Below are 24,334 nucleotides of genomic sequence, written 5' to 3'. Positions count from 1 at the left end.
ATCACTTATCCATCAGAGAAGGCAGGAACGTGCTGATCCACGGGATGTAGGAGACCAGCAGCAGCACGAAGATGTTGGTTGCAAGATAGGGCACCAGCGCACGGATCACCGGTGCCAGAGGGATCCGCGCGATGTTGGCGCAGACGAACATGCAGACACCGACCGGCGGCGTGGTCAGTCCGATCATCAGGTTCAGGACCGCGAAGACGGCAAAATGCAGCGGCTCGATCCCCACGCCCTCGGCCAGTGTCATCAGCGGCACGAACAGAATGATCAGCGCCGCGATCGTTTCCATGAACATGCCGACGATCAGCAGCACGATGTTGATCAGCAGGATCACCAGGAACTTGTTGTCGGTCACCGACAGCACGGCATCGGCAATCATCTGCGGGATTTGTTCACTGACCAGAATCCAGCCGAATACATTGGCCGTGCCGACCAGCGCAAGGATGCCGGCGGATGAAACCGCACTGTCGATCAGGATCGTCGGGACGCGCGCCAACGGCAATTCGCGATAGACAAAGGCGCCCACGATCACCGCATAGATCGAGGCGACTACCGCCGTTTCGGTCGGCGTGACATAGCCCGACAGCATTCCGCCCACGATCAACCCGGTCATCGCCAAGGCCCAGAACGCGCCAAGAAACGCCGCTCCCAGTTCGCCCCAGCCTTGCCAGGCCTGACGCGGAAAATCGCGCCTCACTGCGATGACATAGGTGGTGACCATCATCGCCAGTCCCAGCAGCAATCCCGGCAACGCGCCCGCAATGAACATCTTGCCGACCGAAATTCCCGCAAGCGACCCGACAATGATCATCGGCACGGAGGGTGGAATGATCGGTCCCACCGTGGACGACGCGGCGGTGACTGCGGCAGAAAAATCAGCAGGATAGCCGGCCTTCTTCATGCCCGGTATCATCATTCCGCCGATCGACGCCGCATCCGCGACCGCCGTCCCCGAGATGCCGCCGAACAGCATCGAGGACGCCACATTGGTCTGCGCCAGCCCGCCCCGGATCCAGCCGACCATCGCCTGCGCGAACCGGATGATGCGCCCGGTGATCCCGCCGCCGTTCATCAGGTTGCCGGCCAGGATGAAGCCGGGAATGCACAACAGCACGAAGCTGTCCATGCCGGCATACATCTTCTGCGGGATCACCACCAACGGCATCCCCTGCCACAGCAGATAGGCCATCGAGGACAGCCCCAGCGTCACCGCGACCGGCATGCCGATCACCAGCCCGAAAACGAAGGTCAGGCCAAGGATGGCAAGGCTCATTCGATCTCTCCCGTCAGGTTGTCGGGGCGGCCGTCAGCCGCACCCGTCAGCATCGCGATCAGCCGCAGTGCCGCCGCCAGCGCAAGCATCGTCAGCAGCAGAAGGATGCTGCCATGTGCATAATTCATGGGCAGACCCATCGCTGGCGACGTCTGCATCGCGCCGATCCGGGTAAAGCGCAGCGCAGGCTCGACCAGCGTCGCGGCGAAGACCAGCACCAGCAGCGCCGAAACCAGCCGGCTGATCCACGGCCCGCGACGCGGCAGGCTTTCGCTGACCAGGTCGACATTCACAAGATCGCCCGACAGCAGGGCCAGCCCGGTGCCGAACCCCGCAAGATACAGCAGTGCGAACCGGGTCAGTTCCTCGGTCCAGACAGGCGAGGTCGCAAAGCTGCGCCCCACCACCTGAACGGTGACGGCAAGGATCAGCACCATGAAGGACAGCCCGGTGCCAACCCGCAACAGCGCCCGCATTCCACGGATCAAAGCGGTCATGTCATCTCCTTCGCCGGATACCCTCTTGTCGGCGGCTGAACTGCGGTGGCCCGTCGGCCACCGCAGTTCAGATCATCCCTGAGACGCGAAAAGCTGTTCGACCACCGGCTTGATTTCAGGCGCGACGTTGGCCAGCACCGCATCCTTGGCCGATGCGGCGAAGGATGCCTTGTCGCTTTCCACGAAGGTCATGCCCTTGTCCTGCAGGACCTGGGTCAGCCGCTCTTCGTCGGCCAGGAACAGTTCGCGTTCATACCGCTGTGCGGTCGCAGCCGCCTGCATCACCGCATCCTGATCCGCCTCGGACAGACGGCCCCAGCTGAGTTCGGAAATGGTCAGGTAGATCCAGGACCGGACATGTTCGGTCTTGTTCACGAATTTCTGGACCTCGTTGAAATTCGCGGAATCGATCAGGGCCAGCGGATTTTCCTGTGCATCGATGGTGCCGTTCTGCAGCGAGGTAAAGACTTCGCTGAAGGCCATCGGTGTTGGTGCGGCACCCAAGGCTTCCCACGTCTTGACGAACAGCGGGACGTTCGGAACCCGCAGCTTCAGCCCGTTCAGATCGTCCGGCGTCATGATCTCGCGGTTCGAGGTCAGATTGCGCGGACCGCGCGCGAAATAGGCAAGCGGACGGATCTGCGCATTGGACATCACCTGAGCCTTGATCTGCTCGCCGATCTCGCCCGACGCGACCTGATCCATCTGTTCCAGCGTCAGATAGGCATAGGGCACGGCCAGCAGCGCCGCCATCGGCGCCCAGTTCTGCAGGCTTTCGCCGGTGATCGTCATGTCGGCGGTGCCAAGCTGCATGCCGTTGATCAGATCGATCTCTTTGCCCAGGGATTCGTTCGGAAAGACCTGCACCTCGACCCGACCTTCGGTCAGCTTAGCGACCTCTTCGCCGAACCTGATCGACGCCTTGTGCCAGCTGTTCTGCTCATTGGCGAGATGACCCAGTTTCAGCGTTACATCTGCGGCATGGGCCTTGATTGCCGGTGCGGCCAGCAGGCTGGCCCCGGCAAGCGCGGTGAAATGGCGACGGTTCAGTTTCATCATCATCCTCCTCCTGGTGATAGCGTCTATTTCGTGAAGAATTCCGGCTTGTTGCGCGCGATCTCGGGAAGATCGGTCAACAATTCGCGCAGGTGCAGTCGCATCGCCTGTTCCGCGCGATCTGCATGGCCCTCGCGCAGCGCTTCGACGATGGCGGTGTGCTGATCCAGCAGTTTCTGATGATCGAAGACCCGCGCGGTGATATAGCGCAGACGGTTCATCTGGGACTTCAGCCCCTCAAGCACGTCCCACACATCCGCGTGGCCTGCCGCCTTGGCAAGGCTGCGATGGAACTGATCGTCCAGCGCAATGAAATCCTCGACATGCTGGCGCGCGCTGGCCTCTCGCTGCGCTTCAAGCTGCTGATCAAGCTGCGCCAGAAGCGCGGGCGAGGTGGTGGCCGACACCATCCTGATCAGATCGCTTTCGACAGCTTCGCGGATCAATCGCGCCGACAGCACGGCGCCCACGGAAATCCGCCCGATAAAGGTGCCGCGCTGAGGTCGAACCTCGGCCAGTCCGGCCGCTGTCAGGCGGATGAAGGCCTCGCGCACGGGCTGGCGGCTGACGCCGACCTGACCGGCAATCTCGGTCTCGCTCAGCCGCGCACCCGGCGCCAGATCGCCGCGCAGGATGCGATCATGCAACCAGTCATAGACCTGTTGCGCAGTCGAACTGGACGGAACGATGAATGACGGCTGATCCACGGTATTCTCCCTTGCGCAGAAGCTACGCCATACTTCCATACAAGTAAAGCGGAGGGCAGCAGATGCGCATCGACTTCTGCAATGCCCCGCGCGCCCGCGTCACAAGCGCAAAGCCGCCGTGATCCTGCAACGCGAGGTCATCACCACCGCGAAACAACGGGCTATCTGCACGCGCACGGCATCGTGGACTAACGATCTGACCCGCGTTGCGATCGGGACATCAACCTGCGAGGAAAAGGTCGGCGCGATCAGGTTCGCGGCCACGTTCTGAAATTCTTGACGATATGCCAGAAGGCCGCACGCCCGCGTCTGGACGACGCGGGCGGCAGGTCCGGGTCAGTCGTTCAGGACGGCCATATTGTCCGGCTCCCAGCCGATCCAGACGGGGTCGCTACCCAACGACTGGCCGGTATCGGCGTCCACATAGGCCTTCAGCAGCGCGCCGTTCTCGCCGACAGCGATCTGCATGGCCATACGGCTGCCCAGGAAGGTTTTGGCCACCACGCGCCCTTGCACCGCATTCGCGGTCTGCGGACGCTCGGCGCTGAACCCCAGCTTTTCCAGCCTGACCGAAGCGGTGATCGGCTGGCCCTCGCCAGGCACACCTGCGGGCGCCTTGCCAAGCAGGGTCGCGCCTTCCCAGTCCATGACGATCTTGTCGCCCTCGCTGCCGCGCATCCGGCCAGACAGAAGATTGGTTTCGCCAATGAATTCGGCCACGAAACGGCTGGCAGGGCGAAAATACAGCTCTTCCGGGGTGCCGTCCTGCTCGACCTTGCCCTTGTTCATCACCACGATCCGGTCGGACATGGTCAACGCCTCTTCCTGGTCATGCGTCACGAAGAAGAACGTCTTGTGGGTGCGGCGCTGGATCGATTTCAGCTCTTGCTGAACCTGGCCGCGCAGCTTGGCGTCCAGCGCGCCCAAAGGTTCGTCCAGCAACAGCAGCGCCGGGTCAGGTGCCAGCGCGCGCGCCAGCGCCACACGCTGCCGCTGCCCACCCGAAAGCTGCGCCGGATAGCGCGTCGCATAGGATTCCAGTTCCAGGAAGGACATGATCTCTGCCGAGCGACGCTGGATCTCTGATTTCCGCATGCCCTTCAGTTCCAACCCGAAGGCGACATTCTGCGCGACGGTCATGTGCGGGAAAAGTGCATAGTCCTGAAACACCATGTTCACATGGCGCTTTTCGGGCGGTTGTTTGGTCACGTCCACGCCATCAAGGATCACCCGCCCGGTCGTCGGACGCTCGAACCCGCCCAGAATGCGCAGCGTGGTGGACTTGCCGCACCCCGAGGGGCCAAGGAAAGTGACGAACTCGCCCCGCGCGATGTCCAGCGTCAGATCGTTTAGCGCAACGGTTTCGCCGAAATGCTTGGACAGCCCCTCGATGCGGACAAGCGGTGTCGTCTGGTCGGTCATGGCTCAGTTTTCCTTGTTCATGCGGCGGGTGAAGCGCTCTGCCCAGATGCCGATGGCGGCGGTCAGGAACAGCGCGACGGTCGCGATGGCGTTGATCTCGGGGCTCATCCCGGAACGAAGCTTGGCAAAGATCAGCACCGGCAGCGTGGGTTCGTAGCCGCCCAGGAAGAAAGAGCGCACGAAATCGTCGAAAGACAGAAGCAGGCAGAAGATAGAGGCGCCAAGGATCGCGGGCACCAGATAGGGCAGCGTGACGCGGATGAAAGAGATCAGCGGGTCGGCGCCCAAGTCGCGCGCTGCCTCGATCTGACTTCTGGGCAGTGTCGACAGCCGCGCCATCACCACCAGCACCACGAAGGGAACATTATGCACCGCATGCGCCCAGACGATCGCGCCCATGCCGGGCTCGATTCCCAGCCAGCGGGCGTAGATGCGAAAGGCGATCGCCGAGATGATGCCCGGCACCAGCGCCGGCAGGACCGCCAAGCCGAACAGCAATGTGCGGCCCCAGAACTTGCGCCCTTCCAGAAGCACTGCGATCCACGCGCCGACGAAGATCGAAATCAGCGTCGACAGCACCGCGATGGCTACCGAATAGCCGAAGGTCGACAGCACTTCGGCATCGGCAAAGACACCGGTGTACCAGTCCAACGTCCAGGACTTGATTGGGAAACCGATGAAATTGCTGTCCTTGAAGCCCATCAGCACCATCAGGATCAGCGGCACGAAGACATAAAGGACGAAAGCCCAGTAGATGCAGGCAAGGAAGATCCGGTTGCCGCGGAAAACTTCGGGGCGGTCGTTCATTTCTTGTCTCCCTTGCGCAGCGCGTTCATCAGCTTCTGGAACGTCGCCGTGATTGCCAGCGCGGCCGCGAACATGATCGTGGCAAACGCCGCACCGGTGGGCCATTCATCGCCCGCCACATGGAAGAAGCCTGCGATGGTTTCGGCAAAGACCGTGGTGGACGGCCCGCCCAGAAGGACCGGCGTCGCGTAGAACCCTGTCGAGATCAGAAACACCAGCGTGCAGCCCGACGAAATCCCCTCGATGGTCAGCGGCAGCGACACGCGACGGAACCGGGTCCAGGCGCCCGCGCCCAGATCGGCGGCGGCCTCGTTCATGCTTTTGGGCAGCTTCTCCAGCGATGAATACAGCGGCAGCAGCATGTAAAGCGCGGTCAGGTACACGATGCCGACGCCCATCGAAAAGCTGGTATACATGAAGGGGATCGGCCGATCGATCAGACCCAGCGTCTTCAGCGCCAGGTTCACCGCCCCGGTATTGCCCAGCAAGATCATGATCGCGTAGGTGCGCACGATCTCGCCGACCCAGAACGGGATCAGCAGCAGCAGAAGCAGCAGCATCTGGTTCTTGCGGCTGACATGCCGCGCCAGAAAATACGCGACCGGATAGGTGATGATCAGCGTGCAGAAGGTGAACACACCGGCAAAGATCAGGGTGCGGAAGAACGGCATCCAGAAGATGCTGTCCCCAAAGAAGCGGCCATAGTTGTCCAGCGTGAAATGCTGCTCGACGCCGGGCGCGACCGGATAGGCATCCGTCAGCGACACCCGCAGCATCTGCAGCATCGGGCCAAGATGCTGGCTCAGTACCCAGAGGATGGGAAACACCGCAAGGATCAGGAACTGGCGCCGGGGTGAAGCCGTCGTCAGCCGCATCAACGCGTGATACGGTCCCCACGAGGCCAACCGGGCCCAGAATGTGCGTCCCGATTTGTCTTCTGTCATGGCTGGCCCGTCCTGCTGTGCGGATGCGTCATACGTCATACAGTCGTCTTTCAAGTATGCCTGGGCCCCTGCCCCGCGCGTGGCGGGACAGGAACATGCTGGGCTGGCAAGGGGATCAGGCGGCCTTGATCGCCTCGACGGCCGGATCGACGAGGCTGTATTTCAGCTCGTTCGCCTCGGCACGGAAGAACTGCATGTTGGCCAGCTGCTCGTCCGGGAAAGAGGTGGATTTCCGCTCCAGCTCGCTCAGATGCTGGGACACATCCTTGTAGGTCGAGATGAAGCCCGAAGCCTTCGTCATCGCCGCGCCGATTTCGGGCGAGGACAGCAGCGCGTCAAGGAAGAGATAGGCATTGTCGCCGTTCGGCGCATTGTTCGCGATGTTGAACGTGTAGACAAAACCGTAGGAACCTTCGCGCGGAATGCTCATCGCCAGCGGGAAGCCGTCATTGATCAGCGCCGCGGCAGGTCCGTTCCAGCTGTGGCCCAGCACGATGTCCTGGTTGACCATCATCTGCTGGAACTCGGCACCGCCGTCGTAATATTTGCGCACCAACGGCTTCTTCTCGATCAGGAAGGCCTTGGCTTCCTCGACGATCCGCGCGGCCTTGTCGGGGTCGTCGAGATACTCGACCATGTTGCCGTCATAGCCCATCTTCAGCATGATGATCGACATCATGTCCTGGATGATATAGGCGGTCTGGCCCTTGTATTGTTCGCTGAAGAGCGTGTCCCAGGTCTGGGCCTCCTCCTCGCTGACGATTTCGGTGTTGTAGGACAAAACCTCCATCCCGGACAGGATCGGCGCGCCCCATTTGTTGCCGTTGATCGTCGACCAGTCGCTTTCCGAGAAGGTCGGGTTGATCTTGTCCCAGTTCTTTAGGCGTCCGGTGTCCAGCGGCGCCAGCAGGTCGCTTTCGATGAATTGCAGGAATCGGTGCCCGGCAACGGTCATGATATCGACGGTCGGGTTCGGCTGTTCGGCCGCCAGCAGGTTGAACTGCTTTCCCTGGTCATCCACCAAGCGGATGTTGACCTTGATGCCGGTCTCGGCCTCGAACTGCTCGCGGAAGGCCGTGGGCACGAAATCATTGTAGGTCCAGATGTTCACCTCGCCCCCGGTCTGGGCAGAGGCACGGCGCAAATAGGCGGGCGATGCCAGCGCCGCGCCGGTCGCGACGGTCGTTCCCAGAAACCGGCGACGATTGAAGATCAGTTTCGACATGGCTTGTTCTCCTTGTTGGTCCCGTGGTGGTTATTCTTGATTCTAGTCCGACGCGCTTGATGCGCTGACAGGCTGGCGCAAAAGGCCCGTTCTGGCCGCCCCCTTCAAGTCTTCAAGGCTGAACCGATCCAGCTCCAGCGCCGCCAGGATCTGGTTCTCGGCCTCGAAATCCCGACCATACATGGCCGAAAAGATGCTAATACCCGCCTCGTGCAACGGCGCGGGATGGCCAGCCAGCCGACCCAGCGCGGCAGTCACGACCAGCCCGTAGGGCACGTCCTCGGTGACATAGCGGCTGTCGGCGGTATCGGGTCCGGTGCCTCCGTTGCCTTGGGCGTGCATCTGCTGGTTCATCTCAGAGATCGAGGCGACCGGAACGTGAAAGGACAGGTGGAAATGTTCGAAGATCGTCCTGACTTCCAGCCCCAGCGCCTGCGCGATCTGCAGCCGTTCGCGGTCCAGTTCCTCCAGAAGGCGTCCCACCTTCGGGGTGACGTTCTGACCCTGCGACCATGTTTCGCCGCGCTCCATCCGGGTGATGTTTCCCAGCGCGATGCCCATGTGGTTCTGGGGATTGAGGTTCGACAATGATATCGCCAGCAGCCCGTCACGCGGCTGGAACCGGTCGCCGAACAGTTCCCGACACAGCGCCAGCGCCTCGGCAGAGCGGTCTTCGGGCACGGTACAAAGATCGACGCGGCTGCGCACGGTGTTCACCTTGACCTCGGTGCCCGATTGCCGCCGCCCGGTGCAGATCGTCGTGCCCCATGCGGTGATCGGCGCGACGACGCCGCGTTCGGCCAGAAGCTGCATCAGGTACACCGCCCCCAACGAGGCATGGGATGACACGATCACATGGTGACGGTTCTCGATATGCGGCGCCAGGGCATCCAGCACGGTCTTGTGGCCATAGCCGGGCAAGGTGATGATCAGAACGTCATTCTCGCGCGCCAGCGTCGCCGCGTCGCTGGCGATGCGAGGGGAGAACGTCGTTTCCAAGGCACCCACCGCGCGCAGAGACGCGCCACCGCTCAGACCTGAGGTGCCATCACCCGAAGGCGACCACAGCATCGGGTCATGACCCGCCTTGTGCAGCACCGCCGCGGTTCCGAACGCAATCGAGCCCGCGCCCGCCAATCCTACCGTCTTTCCCACGTCGTCTCCCTGATTCGCCCTGTCACTGTTTCATCGTTCGTATGATATTATGACAGAAAAATTTCCGTTATAGTAGATTTTTATGCGGCGGTTTCCGGCAACCGCACCGGATCGCCCAGAACATGCATCAACCGGTTGGCCCAGCCAAACAGCGATGCCGACAGGATAAGGTCCAGAACTTCGGTCTCATCCAGACCCGCATCTTTCAGGGCAGCCATCTCTTCCGGCCCGGCCTGCGACGGCGTCCTGGACAACGCCACGGCAAAATCGAAGATCGCGCGATCACGCGGCCCCAAATCGGCATCGGCACCGTCCCGGAACAGCCTGTCGGTCACTTCCGTGGATTTTTCCAGCTGCGCATGCCGCGCAGCGTGCACCGCGGCGCAATAGATGCAGTGATTGACCATCGAGGCCGCAAGCGCACCCAGTTCACGCTCGGCCCGGCTCATCCCGCCCTTGTCATACATGATCGCGTTGAACAGAGGCGATCGGACCTTCAGGCTTTCAACGTCGTGCGCCAGCGTCAGGACATATTCCGACACCTTGGTGTTCGACGGCGTGACCTTCAGTGCGTCAAGCTGCTCGTCGCTGGCCTCCTTCAGGTCGACGGGCTTCACGCGCGGTTGCCAATGCGGCACGTTGCGGGTGAACTTCGTGATCACCTTGGTCATGCGAAGACCCCTTTCATCAGGCGCAGACCGGCAACCACCCGCAACTGGTAGGCAAGGAATGCGTTAAGTTCGCAGAGCCGCACGATATCCGCGTCCAAGATCCCTGCCGCCTGCAAACCCGCGATGTCAGTCGATGCGACGTTGCGCGTGTCGGCCGCGACCTTGTCCATGAAGGCCAGCACGGCTGCAAGCCCCTCGGCGGCCCCGTCCTGCGACGGTCCGGCCAGCGGCGCGAAACCACCCGCGCCGGCGGCATATCTCTCGGCCAGCGCGTGTTCGTCGTTCTGCACCGCGATCCGTGCCGCCAGCGCCGCGCGCAATTCGTGCGACCATGCCCCGCAATCTTTCGGCCGCAGGACAGCTTCTTCGGCAGCCTGGGTCATCTCGAAGATATTCGCGCGTCCCTCGACGGCTGCACCGGGCACGCCGGTCAGCCCCGCGCCCGTCAATGCGGTTGTTTCCATCGTCATCACGCCACTTCCCCCTTCTGTTCTGCACCGGACAGCTGGGACGGCACCCACTCGCTGCCGTCCAGCTCGGGCTTGTCATAGGCCATCATCGCCTGCCAATGCTGCTGAACGTCCTCGGCATACAGCTTTGCCGCCAGCGCGCGCGCCATCCAGCCTGCCCCCTCCGAGATCCCCGGGATGTCACCGCTGACTTTCCCAAGGCTGGCCGAAGCGCCATAGTTGAAGCAGTAAGCATTGGACAGCCAGGGCGCCTGCCCCGGCTCTTTCTCGCGGAATGTGAAATCGTCGTTCAGGTAGGGGAACCGGCCCAGATCTCGGGATTGTTCGTCTTTCGGCGGCGTATAGACGTCCTGCCAAAGCAGGATGTCGCCCGCCGCCTCGCCGAACTCGGTCCGCGACAGCGGGTCGATGGTAAACCCTGTCCCAAGGATCACGAAATCGGCCTCGTAGGACGTCCCGTCCGCGAAGCCCACGGTGACCGCGCCATTCCTCTCGACCGTCGTCTCGACCGCCTTGCCAAAGTGGAAATAGGCGTTTCGATGACGGCTGACCCTGTTGGTAGAACCGTGCGGCGGCGGCGTCTGGGTGGCAAAGGAATACTGCATGAAGCGCCAGCGCCATTCATCCGGCAGGCTGGCATAACCGGCAGTGAAGCCGAAGGAACCGATCCCCATCATCTTGTTGACGGTGGGCATTTCGTTGCGGCGGATCAGGTGGCGGACCTCGGCGGCACCATGCTCCAGCGCCTCGGCGGCATTGTCCACGGCCGAGGCCCCGACCCCCACCACCGCCACGCGCTTCCCCCTGAGCGTGGCGAAGTCGATATCATCCGCGCTGTGCGCCCAGTATTTCTGGTCAAGATCCCGCACGAAACCCGGGATGTTCGGCTGGCCGGTCCCATCGCGCCCGGTGGCGAAGACCAGCTTGCGGGTCAGGATCGACGCCTCTGGCCCGCCCGACAGATGCAGCCGCAGCAGATCGCCCTCGGGCCTGACCAGATCGACGGACACCCCGTTCTCGGTGGGTATCTCAAGGACCTTGCGGTACCATTTCAGGTACTGCATCCACATCGGACGCGGGATCTTGTCCAGTTGCCCCCATTTCTCGGTGCCGAACTGTGCGCGATACCATGCCTGAAAGCTTAGGGCGCCGTGGCCGTAGGCCGGGCCGGTCAGCTCTTTCGGAGAACGCAGAGTCTCCATCCGTGCATAGGTCAGCCAGGGACCTTCCAGCCCTTCGGGACTGCGATCCAGCACACGCATATTGTGGATGCCGCCGGTCTTCAGCGCCAGCCAGGCCACCATGCCGCACATGCCACCACCGATGATGACCACGTCGTGAACGCCTTCGCGGGCGGGCACCCAGTCCTTGCCCGGCCAGCAAAGGAATTTCAGATCCTCGCGCAGCCGCGCCTCCAGAACGGGCAGTCCCTGGCCGTCGATCGGAGAAGCGGTTTCCTGTATCATGTCGTCATTCCTGTAACTTTGGGGTGCGGTCACGGCACGCTCAGGCCGGCTTGCTGGCCGACCAGTCCGGGTGGAGGTCGTCGATGTAAAAGGCATGGGAATGCCGGTGGCGCGGCCCCTGCGCTGGGGTGTGACGCAGATGCGGATGATCGCGGGCCAGTTCCGGGTGATCATGTTCGCGGGTCAGCGGATCGGTCGCGGGCCAGATCCGCAGCGCCAGGGCCGCTACGCCGACGGTCATCCCCGACAGGATCAGCAACGCCGGCTCCAGACCGGCACGCGCCCCCAACTCTCCGGCCAGGGGATAGGCCAGAAGCCAGCCCGCATGCGACAGCGAGAACTGCGCCGCGAACACCGCCGGACGGTCCTTCGCCGTGGCAGATCGTGCGATCACCAACCCGCCCGGCGTCAGCACCAACGACGCGGCCAACCCGAAGCCAAGCCAAAGCGCCATGTATCCCGCATAGCCCAACGGCAGCACGATACCCAATCCCAGCACGGCGTGCAGCACGGCCCCCGACGCCATCACGCAGCGATCGCCCTGCGCCTCGACCAGACGCGGCACCAGCACCGCGCCAATCGCGGCGCCCAGGCCATAGAAAGCCATCAGGGTGGGAAAATGCGTTTCCGCATCGCCCAGACGCGCCCCTGCCAGCACCACCGAATTGACCAGCACCCACGCCATGCTGAGCGACAGCGCGAAATTGAGCAGGAAAAGCCCGCGCAGGCGCGGTGTGCGTCGATAAATCGACAGCCCACGAAACGCCCGTGACACGAATGATCCCTTGCGACCGTCGCTTCCCTCGGGCGGAAAGCGCGTGATAACAAGCGCGGCGATCGAACCTATGAAAGCCAGCGCGGCTACCCAGAACAGATACTTGCCTGCCACGACCTGCAGCACCATGGCGGCAAGCACTGGCGACAGTACCGATTCCAGCGTATATGCGATGCGCGACCAGACCAGCGCCCGGCTGTAAGCACGTTCATCGGGCAGCACATCGGGGATCACCGACTGGAAGATCGGCGTGAAACCCGACGACACGGCAAAGAAGACCAGCGCCAGCGCGGCGATCTGCCAGGTCTGAGTGGCAAACGCCATCGGCAGCAGCAGCAGCATCCGTGCAACGTCCAGCCCCACCATCACCCGCTTGCGACTGCGCCCGGCAAACAGCGCGGCGGCCAGCGGCGCGACGCCGACATACGCAACCATCTTCACCGCCAGAAGAAAGCCCAGGATCTGTCCGGCGGCCGCCGTTCCGCCGATCCGGTATGCCGCCAGCGACATCGCCACGGTCATCAGGCCGATCGCCAGCAGCGAAAAGACCTGCCCGGCAAACAGCGTGCGGAAGGCGGGATTGGCAAAAGGGCTGATCCGGGCGTCGGTCATGAAGCAAGCGTATCCTTGGAAAACCCTTCCGCGTTGAACCGGGCGGTACTGGTATCGACGCGATACTGAACTGCATAGTCTGGGGCGATCCGCGCCAGATTGTCCACCGCCCCGATGATCAAATCCGCCTTCTTGTCGCTCATCAGTGCGGAAAGATTCAACCGCACCCAGCCGGGTTTGGCGGTTTCCCTGCCCTGTTCCAGCGCGGCGATGGTCGCGTCGGATTCGGCGCGCCCCAACCCCAGCAACCGATGGCCGTATGGGCCTGCACAGGCACAGCCGCCGCGGGCCTGCACGCCGGTCAGATCGCTGAGAAGTCGGGTGAAGAACTGGTGATGCATCAACCCGCCCTGCCCATCCCGCACCCGAAACGAGAAGATCGGCAAAGCCTCGGCATCCGGCACGCCCAGCAACTCGATCCGGTCGTTCCGTTCCCAGACCTTCAGTGCCCGCGCCCGCAGTTCCGCCTGCCGGGCATCCAGCCAGTCCTGGCCCAAGGCTTCCTTGACCAGCATCGCCAGCGCGGCGCGGATATCGCCGGTCACGTTCGGGGTGCCGCCTTCTTCCCGCGCCGACAGGCTGCCGGAATACACATGCCCCCAGGGCGATACGAAACTGACCGTGCCGCCGCCGGGAAGGGTCGGGGTCGCGCGATGCGCGATATCGTCGCGGATCACGGCAACGCCACTGGAACCGGGGCCGCCGGGAAACTTGTGAACCGAAAACACGATGGCATCCTTCTGCTCATCGGTTCCGGCCCTCATGTCCATTTCGCAATAGGGGCCGGCACAGCCGTAGTCCCAGACCGCCAGCGCGCCATACGCGCGCAGAACGCGCGTCACCGCGTCGGCATCGGTCAGGATGCCGGTCACGTTCGATGCGGCCGAGAACGTGCCGACGATCCGCGCCGCACCCTGCGCCGCCTGCAAGCTGCGCTCTAGCGCGCCCATATCCACACCGCCGCCGGGCGCCTCGTCGATCTCGATCACCTCTGCACCGGTTTCTCGCCAGGGAAGGATGTTGGAATGGTGCTCGTAGGGGCCGGTCAGAACCACGACACGCTGCCCTTCCCGAACCAGCCGCGCCAAGTCCAGCAGCCCGACGATGCGGTTGATTCCGGCGGTAGAACCCGAGCCGGTGAACACCACGCTCATTCCCGCGCCCGCGCCGGTCAGGCGGGCGATTTCGGCGCGCGCGGCCTCGCGCAGCTTGGTCATGTACTCGCCGCAGAACGACGCCTGCGTATGCGTGTTGGCATAATAGGGCAGCACCCGTTCGCGGATGAAATCCTCTACCTGCGTCAGCGCGCGGCCCGAAGCGACGTAATCGGCATAGATCAACGGCTTAGACCCGAACGGCCCGTCGATCTGCACATCCTCGCCGATCAACCCTTCGCGGATCCGGTCGTGAACGTCAGCGCCTTTCAGCGCAGCCTTGAAATCGTCGAGCGCAGTCATGTCATCCCCTGGTACTGATGGTTCAAGTATGACGCAATATTCGGAAAAAACTTCACAGTTCATTGCTATTGATTTAGATTTTTTGGGTCATATGATCGACACATGGCACATAAACTGGATCATTTTGATTTTCGCATCCTCGAGGAACTTCAGCGTGACGCTGGCCTGCCCCAGCGCGCGCTTGCCGAGAAGGTAGGTTTGTCGCAGAACGCCTGCTGGCGCAGGCTGAAGACGTTGGAAGCCTCGGGCGCGATCCGCAACCGCACCGTGGTGATCGATCGAAACAGCCTGGGCGGCGGTTTTGTCGTATTCTCGCTGATCAAGACGCGACATCACTCGGCAGACTGGCTGAGAAAGTTCCGCGTCCATGTCTCGGCGATACCCGAGGTGATAGACTTTTTCCGCATCGGAGGCGAATACGATTATCTGCTGAAGATCGTCGTCAGGGACATGGCAGGCTATGACGACGTGTATAAACGGCTGATCGCGGATATAGAGCTGGAAACGGTGACCTCGTATTTCGCGATGGAGGCGATCGAGGAACAGCGCCCGATCCCGTTGCGATAAGGACGTGCCGCAACCGGCGGTAGCGCGGGACATTTAGCCCGCACCGCAACGCGTTCGGATAAGGCGGTCGTGCCGCCTAGCGCCAGTTCAGGACCACCTTGCCGGACTGGCCGGATTTCATCGCCGCAAAGCCGTCGCGGAAATCGTCCACCGACATGCGGTGCGTGATCACCCGGCTGACATCCAGCCCGTTCTGCAACATGGCGATCATCTTGTACCAGGTCTCGAACATCTCGCGCCCGTAGACGCCCTTGATGGTGATCGCCTTGAACACGATGCGCGACCAGTCCACCGGGGACTTTCCCGGCGGTATCCCCAGAAGCGCAATCTTGCCGCCCATGATCAGGCTTTCGACCATCTGGTCCAGCGCCTGCTGACTGCCGGACATTTCCAGCCCCACGTCGAAGCCCTGCTTCATGTCCAACTCGCGGATCACGTCGCGCAGATCCTCCTGCGACACGTCGACCGTGCGCACGTTCCTGCAGACATGCTCTGCCAGATTCAGCCGGTCGGCGTTGATGTCGGTGATCACCACATGCCGCGCACCGGCGTGGCGCGCCACCGCGGCCGCCATGATGCCGATCGGCCCCGCCCCGGTGATCAGCACATCCTCGCCCAGAAGGTCAAAGCTGAGCGCCGTGTGAACCGCGTTTCCCAAGGGGTCGAGGATCGCGCCGATCTCGTCGGGAATGTCGTCCGGCAGCGGCACCACGTTGAAGGCAGGCAGCTTCAGATATTCGGCAAAGGCCCCCTGCACGTTCACCCCGATGCCGCGCGTGCCGGGATCCAGATGGAACTTGCCCGATCGGCTCTGCCGGCTTTCGGTTCCGACCACATGCCCCTCGCCGGAGCAGCGCTGGCCGATCTGCAGACCGGTCACGTTGCGACCGATCTCGACGATCTCGCCGGCAAATTCATGACCCGTGATCATCGGCACCGGCACCGTGGCCGCGGCCCAGTCGTCCCAGTTCCAGATATGGATGTCCGTGCCGCAGATGCCGGTCGCGTTGATCCGGATCAGCACATCGTCCGGGCCCAGCTCGGGCACTGGCGCCTGCACCATCCACAGCCCCTCTTCGGGGCGGGATTTCTGCAGCGCCTTCATGGTGTTCGGCAAGCTCATCGGATCACCCCCAGATCTCGGCCCACTTCGGCGAAGGCGGCCAGGGCGCGATCAAGCTGCGCGCGGGTCAGGGCTGCGTTCATCTGGGTGCGAATGCGTGCCTGGCCATGCGGAACCACCGGATAGAAGAAGCCCGAGACATAGACGCCCTTGTCGAACAGGCCCGAGGCCATTTTTTGAGCCAAGGGCGCTTCGCCCAGCATCACCGGAATGATCGGATGATCGCCCTGCAGCAGGTCAAAGCCCAGATCGGCAAGCCCCTTGCGCCAATACGCGGCATTCTCGAACAGCTGTTGGCGCAATGCACCGCCCTGCTCTACCAGGCGCAGCGCCTCTAGTCCGGCGGCAACGATCGCGGGCGGTAGCGCATTGGAAAACAGATACGGTCGCGCGCGTTGGCGCAACAGGTCGATGACCGGCTGCGGTCCGGCGATATAGCCCCCCATCGCCCCACCAAGCGCCTTTCCCAGCGTTCCGCTGAGAATATCCACCTCTACCCCAAAATGGTCCGGCGTCCCCGCACCCCGCGGCCCCATGAAGCCGGTGGCATGGCAATCGTCCACCATCACGACCGCATCGTATGTCCGGGCCAGCCGCGTGATTTCAGGAAGGTTCGCCAGATAGCCATCCATCGAGAACACGCCGTCGGTCGCGATCATCACATGTCGCGCCCCGCCGTCACGCGCCTCTTTCAGCTTCGCCTCAAGATCGTTCATGTCGTTGTTGGCATAGCGATAGCGCCGTGCCTTGCAGAGCCTTATGCCATCGATGATCGAGGCATGGTTCAGACTGTCGGACACAATCGCATCCTCGGGTCCAAGAAGCGGTTCGAACAACCCGCCATTCGCATCGAAACAGGCCGCGAAGAGGATCGAGTCATCCTTTTGCAGGAATGCCGCCAGCTTTTGCTCAAGCGTGCGGTGCAAGTCCTGCGTGCCGCAGATGAAGCGGACCGAGGCCATGCCGAAACCCTTGTCGTCCATCACTTCGCGGGCGGCGCGGATCAGGTCCGGATGATCCGCCAGACCCAGATAATTATTGGCGCAAAGATTGATGACATCCCGCCCGCCCACAGCGATTTCCGCGCGTTGGGCCGACGTAATCATGCGCTCGCGCTTCATCAGGCCGTCGGCCTCGATCCCGGCAAGCGTGGTTTGCAGATCGGCGAAGAAGCGGGCGGACATGGACGACTCCTTTAGGTTGCGATGAAGCATCTATCACGGCGGAAATTATTCCGCAATGACGGATTATGCTTTAGCGCACATCCGTCCGCTAAACTGTCACTCCGCCCCTTGACGCGCCGCCATCACCCTCCCTTCACGACAAGGAACGCCCGCGCCTTTCCCTCGGCCTGCAGGCGATGCGGAACATCGGCGGCGTATCGCGCGGTTTCACCGGTATCGAGCCGGTCCACGGCCTCGCCGCTCGTCACGGTCAGCGCGCCTTCGATCACGGTCAGGTTTTCCTGAGTGCCACGGGCATGCGGTGCGGAATCCAGGACGCCGCCCTCGGCAAAGCGCAGTTCGTAAACCTCGTGATGGCCCGCGTCTTCGGGCGGCGACAGGATCCGTATCGTGCAGCCGGTGCCGCGATTCTCGATGGTCGGCACTTGCTGCGCCCGCAGCACCTCCAGCTGGCTGACATGCTGGTCTTCCAATAGCCCGGCGAAATCCACCTGCAGCGCGCGGGTCAGGTTCCACAGCGTCGAGACGGTGGGCGAGGACTCGCCACGCTCGATCTGACTGACCATGCTGCGCGACACCCCCGACAGCTTGGCAACGGCGTCCAGCGACAGACCTTGCGACTGCCGGGCCTGTTTCAAGCGCGCAGGAAGAAGCGAGAGGATAGCGTCGGGTTTGTCCATGAAAGCGGAAGCTAAGCGCGCAGGGCGCAGTTTTCCAGCAGAAAATCCGGGCCGCCGTCAGGCGCCGAACGCCGGGATCATCATTCGCGCTGTGCACCCCAGAGCATGGCCTTGGCGTAGTCCGAGCAACGCATTGCGTCACTGCGCATGGCACAGTCTCGGCAGATTGTTACAGGGCTGTCTGCGACCGGGATCTGCCGATCTTGCTTTCGCAGATTTTCCTGACGATTCCCGAAGACCTGGCTGGGGCGGTAGGATTCGAACCTACGGTACACGGTACCAAAAACCGCTGCCTTACCACTTGGCTACGCCCCAACGTGCGAGGCTGAATAGCCAAGACACCGGGGGGGTTCAAGTCGAAAAATCGCAAAACCTTGCCCTGCCGCCGATGCCCGGATATGCGCGCCGGATGGAGCACGCGGATCTACTTGTACTGGGCGCCGGGGCGGCGGGGCTGTTCTGCGCAGGATCGGCGATGGCGCACGGTCGGCGCGTGGTCGTGCTGGATCACGCATCAAAGCCCGCCGAAAAGATCCGCATCTCGGGCGGGGGGCGCTGCAATTTCACCAACCTTGCCACGACCAGGGAAAGGTTCCTGTCAGGCAATCCCAGATTCGCGGCCAGCGCCCTCTCAGGATACCGGCCCGAGGACTTCGTCGGGTTGGTCGATCAGGCCGGGATCGCCTGGCACGAAAAGACCCAAGGGCAGCTATTCTGCGATGGGCGGGCGACGCAGATCACCGACATGCTGATCCGCAGGATGCAGGGCGCCGAACTGCGTCTGGGCACGTCAGCGTCGGGTCTGCGTCATGCCGGAGATCGGTTTTCCATGCAGACCACCAACGGCGCAATGACGGCCGCGCGGGTGGTCATCGCAACCGGCGGAAAATCGATACCCAAGATGGGTGCGACGGGTCTGGCCTATGAAATAGCCCAGGATTTCGGTCTGCGCTGCGTCGAGACCCGGCCCGGTCTGGTTCCGATGACATTTGCGGAACAGGATCTTGCGCTGTGCCGGCCGCTGGCGGGGGTCTCGCTTGAGGCGCGGATACGGCACCGTGGCGGCGATTTCCGGGACGCTCTGCTGTTCACCCATCGCGGTCTCAGTGGCCCCGTCATCCTGCAGATCTCCAGCTTCTGGCAGCCCGGCGAAGTGCTGGAGATCGACTTGCTGCCCGGCATCGCGATTGGCAAGGAACTGAAAAGGCGGCGCGCGCAGGCGGGCCGGATCAGGATCGCGGCAGCTTTGGGCGAATGGCTTCCGCAGCGCCTGGCAGATGCGATCGCGACCGAAGCCGGTCTGGCGGAACGGCGGCTGGCCGACCAGCCCAATTCGATGCTCGAGGCGCTGGAAGACCGGATCAATCGCTGGCGGCTGCGCCCCGTGGGCACTGAAGGATACCGCACGGCCGAGGTCACTTTGGGCGGTGTGGACACCCGCGACCTTGACGCCCGAACACTTCAGGCGCGAAAGGTGCCGGGCCTGCACTTCATCGGCGAATGCGTTGACGTGACGGGTTGGCTTGGTGGCTATAATTTTCAATGGGCATGGGCCTCGGGTCACGCCGCGGGGATTGCCGCCCGCGACGGCTGAGGCATCAGCCGGGCCGACGCATGTCGCTGCGCAGCAGGTTGCGCCCGTCATCCACCCGGCCGCGATCGACCAACTGTTCGAAACCCGCATCCGGGCTGAGATCCAGCGGCGCCTCGGGCGCGTCAGCGGGGGCCTGCGCAGGGTCCGGCTTCTGAAGCTGGCTGGCCTCCTGCCCCTCAAGATGCAGCCGGTGAATCGGCTCGGGGATCGCATAGCCCGCGCCGTCCAACGCCTGCCGCAGCAGGCGGAACGCCTCGCCTCGGGCCAGGTCGAAATCAGTGCCGTCCTGTGACACCCAGGCGCCTGCCCGGATCACCACGAATTCATTTCCCGACGCCTCGATCCAGGCCACCGGCTCGGGTCGGGCCAGCACGAAATCCATCCCGGCCAGGGTCCGCAGCACCAGATCGCGGGCGCGGCCCAGATCGGCGAAGGGATCGACCGTCAGATCGACAAGAAAACGGCGCTCGGGATTGCGGGTATAGTTGGTCAGCACCGCCTTGTAGACGATCTGATTGGGAAAGCGGATATGGTTGCCGTCAAGCGTCAGCAGCGTCGTTCCGCGACTGGTCAGACGGATCACGCGACCGCGCTGACCGCCGATCTCGATCAGGTCGTTGGGTCGGAAGGGCTGGCGCAGGGACAGAAGGATCGTCGCGACGAAACCCTCGATGGTGTCACGCGCCGCAAAGCTGAGGGACAGGCCGAAAATCCCGGCGGCACCCAGCAGGGTTCCCAGCAGGGCCGTCGCCTCCATCAGCCCCAGCGCGACGACCAGCGCGACGATCCATGTGCTGAGGCGGATGGTCTGGGCCATGAAGTCGGCGATGAACGGGTTGGGCGCGATCCGTGCCAACGTCTTGTCGCGCCGCGACAACCAGCCACCAAGCAGTACGATAACCGCGCCGACCAGCAGGCCCAGCACGACGAACGGCAGCCCCGCCGCGACCTGGTTCAGCCGCTGCAGGAAACGACCGCGCACGGATTCAAGGCGCAGCCCGATATCGGTCGACAGCAGGACCTGATCCTCGATGGCGACAACGCCATCGACCCGCGCGATCAGCGCGTTCAGACGGTCGATCGTCGCCTGCTCGGTCGCTTCGCCGGTCAGGGTGACGATGCCCGCATCGACGCGCGCACGCACGGAATCGAAGGACGCCACCTGATCCAGAATGCTGTAGATCCGGTTGCGGATGGCCAGATCGGTGGCCGCATCGTTGCGGACCGATATGGTGCCGCTGGGTGACGCGACGCTGTCGCGACCGGCCTGCGCCGCTGCCGGGCCGGGAATCGCGGCCGGCAGCACCAGCAGCAGGATCAGCAGCAGCGCACGGATCATGCGTCCAGCGGTTCTGCCTTGGCCAATGCGTCGAACCGCATCAATGACGCGATCAGCGCCGGCATCCGCTGCAAATGGATCATGTTCGGGCCATCGGAGGGCGCGTTGTCGGGGTCTTCATGGGTTTCGATGAACACCCCGGCCACGCCAAGCGACACGGCGGCACGCGCCATCACCGGCGCGAACTCGCGCTGACCGCCCGACGATCCGCCCTGCCCGCCCGGCTGTTGCACCGAGTGGGTGGCGTCCATCACGACGGGATATCCGGTCCGCGCCATGATCGGCAGGGCGCGCATATCCGCGACCAGCGTGTTGTAGCCGAAGCTGACACCGCGTTCGGTCAGCAGGATATTGTCGTTCCCGGTCGAGGCGACCTTGTCGGCCACGTTCGGCATGTCCCAGGGTGCAAGAAACTGGCCCTTCTTCACATTGACGACCGCGCCGGTCTTGCCCGCCGCCAGCAGCAGATCGGTCTGCCGGCAAAGAAAGGCCGGAATCTGGATCACATCGACCGATTTCGCGGCCAGAACGGCCTGCTCGGCGTCGTGGACATCGGTCAGAACGGGACAGCCAAGCCGCTGCCGCACGGTCGCCAGAATCTCCAGCCCCTCTTCGATGCCCAGACCGCGCCGCCCCTTCAACGAGGTGCGGTTGGCCTTGTCGTAGCTGGCCTTGAAGACATAGCGCGCACCGGCCTTGTCGCAGGCCTCGGCCATCATCTCGGCGATCATCAGCGCGTGGTCCAGCGTCTCGAGCTGGCAGGGACCGGCGATAACGGTCAGCGGCAGGTCGTTGCCGCAGTCGAGATTGCCGATGCGGATATGGCGGTGTTTGGTCATGAAGATACCTGTTCGCGCAAGATGGAAGCGGTCAGGGATAACATGAGGTAAATCCCCGAAAAGATCAAAAGGGCGACCAGCGTGTTCTGGAACGCCTTGGGATAGGTGGCCTCGTCGGGCGCGACAGGTTTCACCGATAGCGACAGATAGCGAACCTGCTTGTTCGCCGTGATCCGCGCCGTCTCCATCTGCGCGGCGGCGTTCGCCATCAGTTCCTGCCGGGTTGCAAGATCGCTTTCGGCAATACGCAATTCACCCGAGATCGCGGCCAAAGAGGTACGCGTTTCGTTGCCATTGGTCAATTGTCCGCGGGTCTGCGCGATCATGTCCTGAAGCCGCGAGATATCGCCGCGCAGTGTGGCCACGCGGCTTTGTTGCGGACGCTGGTTGGCCAGCAACTGCCCCAGTTCCAGCTGTCTCTGGGCAAGCTGTCCCTCCAACTCGGCGATCTGGTTCATCACCACCGACCCTTCGGCCACGGGATCCAGCACACCCAGATTCTGCTGCAATTCCTGAACCCGCCGCTGTGCCTCGACCACCCGTTCTTCGGCGTCGCGATAATTCTGAACGGCGCCTTCCATCTGATCGGCCCGCATTCGTTCGGTCATCTGATCGACCTGATCTTCCGCATAGGCGATCAGCGCCAGCGAAAATTCCTGGCTCAGCGCGGGATCGGGCGCGATCACCTCCATGTCGATCATGCCTTCGGTGGGATCATATCCGATCCTCACCGAATCCTGATAGACCTTGTAGGCTGCCTCGTTGGTGGCGTCGGAGGCCAGACGTTTGACCGGGTCGATCGACGGATCCTGAAAGGCCCGCTTGAACCCCTTGTCGGCGTCAAGGCGCAGCATGGCATCGCGCGACGACAGATAGCTTTGAACACCGACCGCGTCGCTGTTCGCCTGCAGCCCGGCGATCGCGTTGCCCCCCTGACTAAGACCAGAGGTGTCCGCGAACTGGATCTGGAACTGCGAGAACGTCGCATAAAGCGGGGTCGCGACCCTGAAATAATACCATCCTGCCAGCGCCGTGGGCAGAACCACGAAAAACAGCAACCGCAACGCCAGCATCATCATCCGGCGACGACGGCGACGGGCGATATCGCGCTGGATGCGATAGATGTCGGCGGCGCGCTGATCTTCGGCCAGCGCCTCGCGCGACGGCAGCGGCGGGGCGGCGGGCCCGACCTCGGTGCCCTTGGCACGCGGCAGCACAGCCGGGGCGTTGCGGGCCGGGGCCGACTGCACGCGGTTGCCCTCGCTGGACAGGATCTGGCTCAGCGCGGCGCGGTGGGACGGGTCGATGCCGCGTTCGCGAAGCCGCAGCACCGCCTCTTCGTCGGACGCGACCTCGATCTGGTGCAGCGCGGCGATACGCCGCGCGATACGAAGCTGGCGGTCGGTCAGCTTCTCGGAACGGATCGCCCGCAGCCTGGCCTCCAGCCCCGCGCTGTCCGATTGCGCGGGCGCGGCGGCAGTGGCGGGCGCCTCTCCTACCTTGCGATCGGGGAAGCCGTCATCGGTGAGCTGGGTCAGCGTCAGCCGATCAAGTGCCGCGTCAGAGGTATCGGGCTTTCCGGCTTCGTCCGCCACAGGGCCCTTGCCGAAGCGCGGCGGAAGATCCGCTTTCTTTCGCACCTCGACGCGAACCGACGGGGCGGCCTTGCGCGTATCGGCAGCATGGGGCGCGGGCGCGCCCGGCCTAACGGATTCCGAGGCGGAGAGGTGAAAGCGGCGGGCCTTAGGCGGTGTAGTCATAATACTGCTTCGCCTCTTCAAGGGACTCGAACATGTACAACCTGCCGTCGCGCAGGATGGCGGCGTGCCGGCAGAACTTCTCGATCGTCTTGGGCTGGTGGGACACGATTACGACGGTCGAATTCCTCAGTCGTTCGAACAGCACCTCGCCCGCCTTCCGATTGAACTCGACATCCGTGGTCTGGGGCATCCCCTCGTCGATCAGGTAGATGTCGAATTCCAGCGCCAGCAACAAAGAAAAGGTGAACCGCTGCCGCATCCCGGCGGAATAGGTGCCAACGGGCATATCGAAATATTCTTTGATGTCCGTCAACCAGCGGGTGAAAGCGGAAACATAGTCCGGGTCCAGCCCGTAGATCCGGGCGATATATCGGGCGTTCTCGTTGGCGGATATCCTGCCGACCACACCGCCCATGAAACCCAACGGAAAAGAGATACGGCAACTGCGGCGGATCTTGCCCTCATCCGGCTTTTCCAGTCCGCACATCATGTTGACCAAAGTCGTCTTGCCGGTGCCATTCGGCGCAAGAATCCCAAGCGATTGGCCCAGTTCCACGCGGAACGAAGCCTGGTCCAGGATCACCTTTCGCTGCGTCCCGGTCCAGAAGGATTTCGAGACGTTATCGAATTCCAGCATGGCTGTTCGTTACCATTCAAAACACTCGGTCCGGCCTGCCATGCCGATGGTCCGGCAGAATTCGCCGG

The 24,334-nt window shown here is 63.1% G+C and carries 24 protein-coding genes and 1 tRNA gene; 3 read left to right on the top strand and 22 right to left on the bottom strand.

Annotated features, from left to right (window positions below; translation table 11 throughout):
* Position 1 precedes the first annotated feature (1 nt).
* The 4 genes from J7359_RS08465 to J7359_RS08450 all read right to left on the bottom strand — a co-directional run bounded on the left by J7359_RS08465 (position 2) and on the right by J7359_RS08450 (position 3,539).
* Positions 2 to 1,279, bottom strand: a complete 1,278-nt coding sequence (locus tag J7359_RS08465; RefSeq protein WP_209056202.1) for a TRAP transporter large permease — start codon at positions 1,277 to 1,279, stop codon at positions 2 to 4.
* On the bottom strand, positions 1,276 to 1,776 hold the full coding sequence (locus J7359_RS08460) for a TRAP transporter small permease subunit (protein WP_209056201.1): 501 nt from the start codon (positions 1,774 to 1,776) through the stop codon (positions 1,276 to 1,278). The genes J7359_RS08465 and J7359_RS08460 overlap by 4 nt, the downstream gene beginning before the upstream one ends.
* 72 nt (positions 1,777 to 1,848) lie before the next feature.
* Positions 1,849 to 2,835, bottom strand: a complete 987-nt coding sequence (locus J7359_RS08455; protein ID WP_209056200.1) for a TRAP transporter substrate-binding protein — start codon at positions 2,833 to 2,835, stop codon at positions 1,849 to 1,851.
* A 23-nt stretch (positions 2,836 to 2,858) separates the two neighbouring features.
* Entirely contained in the window at positions 2,859 to 3,539 is a 681-nt protein-coding gene (locus J7359_RS08450) for a GntR family transcriptional regulator (protein ID WP_348524351.1), read from the bottom strand.
* Between the two features lie 118 nt (positions 3,540 to 3,657).
* Here J7359_RS08450 and J7359_RS08445 point away from each other — a divergent pair, with 118 nt between their 5' ends.
* Positions 3,658 to 3,810, top strand: coding sequence for a hypothetical protein (locus J7359_RS08445; RefSeq protein ID WP_209056198.1), 153 nt, complete (start codon positions 3,658 to 3,660; stop codon positions 3,808 to 3,810).
* Positions 3,811 to 3,875: 65 nt separating this feature from the next.
* Here the strand turns inward: J7359_RS08445 and J7359_RS08440 are convergent, their stop codons facing one another.
* The 10 genes from J7359_RS08440 to J7359_RS08395 form a co-directional block, all read right to left on the bottom strand.
* Positions 3,876 to 4,961 carry an ABC transporter ATP-binding protein gene (locus tag J7359_RS08440; RefSeq protein WP_209056197.1) on the bottom strand — a complete coding sequence of 362 codons (1,086 nt, stop codon included), beginning with the start codon at positions 4,959 to 4,961 and terminating at the stop codon, positions 3,876 to 3,878.
* 3 nt (positions 4,962 to 4,964) lie between these two features.
* Positions 4,965 to 5,768 carry an ABC transporter permease gene (locus J7359_RS08435; RefSeq protein WP_209056196.1) on the bottom strand — a complete coding sequence of 268 codons (804 nt, stop codon included), beginning with the start codon at positions 5,766 to 5,768 and terminating at the stop codon, positions 4,965 to 4,967.
* Positions 5,765 to 6,751 (bottom strand): ABC transporter permease, encoded by a 987-nt coding sequence (locus tag J7359_RS08430; RefSeq protein ID WP_209056195.1) that lies wholly within the window; start codon positions 6,749 to 6,751, stop codon positions 5,765 to 5,767. Before J7359_RS08430 ends, J7359_RS08435 begins: the two co-directional genes overlap by 4 nt.
* Before the next feature lie 76 nt (positions 6,752 to 6,827).
* A complete protein-coding gene (locus tag J7359_RS08425; protein WP_209056194.1) occupies positions 6,828 to 7,937 on the bottom strand; it encodes an extracellular solute-binding protein in 1,110 nt (369 codons plus the stop codon).
* Between the two features lie 42 nt (positions 7,938 to 7,979).
* The gene (locus J7359_RS08420; RefSeq protein ID WP_209056193.1) at positions 7,980 to 9,092 is read right to left on the bottom strand and encodes an NAD/NADP octopine/nopaline dehydrogenase family protein; all 1,113 of its coding nucleotides are present in this window, start codon (positions 9,090 to 9,092) and stop codon (positions 7,980 to 7,982) included.
* An 80-nt stretch (positions 9,093 to 9,172) separates the two neighbouring features.
* A complete protein-coding gene (locus J7359_RS08415) occupies positions 9,173 to 9,763 on the bottom strand; it encodes a peroxidase-related enzyme (RefSeq protein WP_209056192.1) in 591 nt (196 codons plus the stop codon).
* Positions 9,760 to 10,233, bottom strand: coding sequence for a hypothetical protein (locus J7359_RS08410; protein ID WP_247740268.1), 474 nt, complete (start codon positions 10,231 to 10,233; stop codon positions 9,760 to 9,762). Before J7359_RS08410 ends, J7359_RS08415 begins: the two co-directional genes overlap by 4 nt.
* Entirely contained in the window at positions 10,233 to 11,699 is a 1,467-nt protein-coding gene (locus tag J7359_RS08405) for an NAD(P)/FAD-dependent oxidoreductase (protein ID WP_209056190.1), read from the bottom strand. The genes J7359_RS08410 and J7359_RS08405 overlap by 1 nt, the downstream gene beginning before the upstream one ends.
* A 40-nt stretch (positions 11,700 to 11,739) precedes the next feature.
* On the bottom strand, positions 11,740 to 13,086 hold the full coding sequence (locus tag J7359_RS08400; RefSeq protein WP_209056189.1) for an MFS transporter: 1,347 nt from the start codon (positions 13,084 to 13,086) through the stop codon (positions 11,740 to 11,742).
* On the bottom strand, positions 13,083 to 14,543 hold the full coding sequence (locus J7359_RS08395; RefSeq protein ID WP_209056188.1) for an aminotransferase class V-fold PLP-dependent enzyme: 1,461 nt from the start codon (positions 14,541 to 14,543) through the stop codon (positions 13,083 to 13,085). Before J7359_RS08395 ends, J7359_RS08400 begins: the two co-directional genes overlap by 4 nt.
* A 102-nt stretch (positions 14,544 to 14,645) precedes the next feature.
* Between J7359_RS08395 and J7359_RS08390 the strand changes: the two genes are divergently transcribed.
* On the top strand, positions 14,646 to 15,110 hold the full coding sequence (locus J7359_RS08390) for an Lrp/AsnC family transcriptional regulator (RefSeq protein ID WP_209056187.1): 465 nt from the start codon (positions 14,646 to 14,648) through the stop codon (positions 15,108 to 15,110).
* A 76-nt stretch (positions 15,111 to 15,186) separates the two neighbouring features.
* Here J7359_RS08390 and tdh read toward each other — a convergent pair whose 3' ends face one another.
* From tdh to J7359_RS08370, 4 genes are all read right to left on the bottom strand, one after another.
* Positions 15,187 to 16,215 carry an L-threonine 3-dehydrogenase gene (tdh, locus tag J7359_RS08385; protein ID WP_209056267.1) on the bottom strand — a complete coding sequence of 343 codons (1,029 nt, stop codon included), beginning with the start codon at positions 16,213 to 16,215 and terminating at the stop codon, positions 15,187 to 15,189.
* Positions 16,216 to 16,229: 14 nt separating this feature from the next.
* The gene (locus J7359_RS08380) at positions 16,230 to 17,417 is read right to left on the bottom strand and encodes a glycine C-acetyltransferase (protein WP_209056186.1); all 1,188 of its coding nucleotides are present in this window, start codon (positions 17,415 to 17,417) and stop codon (positions 16,230 to 16,232) included.
* 122 nt (positions 17,418 to 17,539) lie between these two features.
* A complete protein-coding gene (locus J7359_RS08375; RefSeq protein ID WP_209056185.1) occupies positions 17,540 to 18,097 on the bottom strand; it encodes a helix-turn-helix domain-containing protein in 558 nt (185 codons plus the stop codon).
* Positions 18,098 to 18,337: 240 nt separating this feature from the next.
* A tRNA-Gln gene (locus tag J7359_RS08370) sits at positions 18,338 to 18,412 on the bottom strand.
* Between the two features lie 94 nt (positions 18,413 to 18,506).
* Here J7359_RS08370 and J7359_RS08365 point away from each other — a divergent pair.
* Entirely contained in the window at positions 18,507 to 19,691 is a 1,185-nt protein-coding gene (locus tag J7359_RS08365) for an NAD(P)/FAD-dependent oxidoreductase (RefSeq protein WP_209056184.1), read from the top strand.
* A 4-nt stretch (positions 19,692 to 19,695) separates the two neighbouring features.
* On the opposite strand, the gene J7359_RS08360 is transcribed toward J7359_RS08365, so the two are convergent.
* From J7359_RS08360 to J7359_RS08345, 4 genes are read right to left on the bottom strand one after another with little or no spacing between them, the layout of a single operon-like run.
* The gene (locus J7359_RS08360) at positions 19,696 to 21,030 is read right to left on the bottom strand and encodes a mechanosensitive ion channel family protein (RefSeq protein WP_209056183.1); all 1,335 of its coding nucleotides are present in this window, start codon (positions 21,028 to 21,030) and stop codon (positions 19,696 to 19,698) included.
* Positions 21,027 to 21,869 carry a 3-deoxy-8-phosphooctulonate synthase gene (kdsA, locus tag J7359_RS08355; protein WP_209056182.1) on the bottom strand — a complete coding sequence of 281 codons (843 nt, stop codon included), beginning with the start codon at positions 21,867 to 21,869 and terminating at the stop codon, positions 21,027 to 21,029. The genes J7359_RS08360 and kdsA overlap by 4 nt, the downstream gene beginning before the upstream one ends.
* Complete coding sequence (locus J7359_RS08350; RefSeq protein WP_209056181.1) at positions 21,866 to 23,629, bottom strand: capsule biosynthesis protein; 1,764 nt, start codon at positions 23,627 to 23,629, stop codon at positions 21,866 to 21,868. The genes kdsA and J7359_RS08350 overlap by 4 nt, the downstream gene beginning before the upstream one ends.
* Positions 23,613 to 24,266 (bottom strand): ATP-binding cassette domain-containing protein, encoded by a 654-nt coding sequence (locus tag J7359_RS08345; protein WP_209056180.1) that lies wholly within the window; start codon positions 24,264 to 24,266, stop codon positions 23,613 to 23,615. Before J7359_RS08345 ends, J7359_RS08350 begins: the two co-directional genes overlap by 17 nt.
* Positions 24,267 to 24,334: the final 68 nt, after the last annotated feature.

Origin of the sequence: Paracoccus sp. R12_2, assembly GCF_017744015.1 — a bacterium.
Lineage (GTDB): Bacteria > Pseudomonadota > Alphaproteobacteria > Rhodobacterales > Rhodobacteraceae > Paracoccus.
This window is presented reverse-complemented; position numbering and strand designations above follow the sequence as displayed.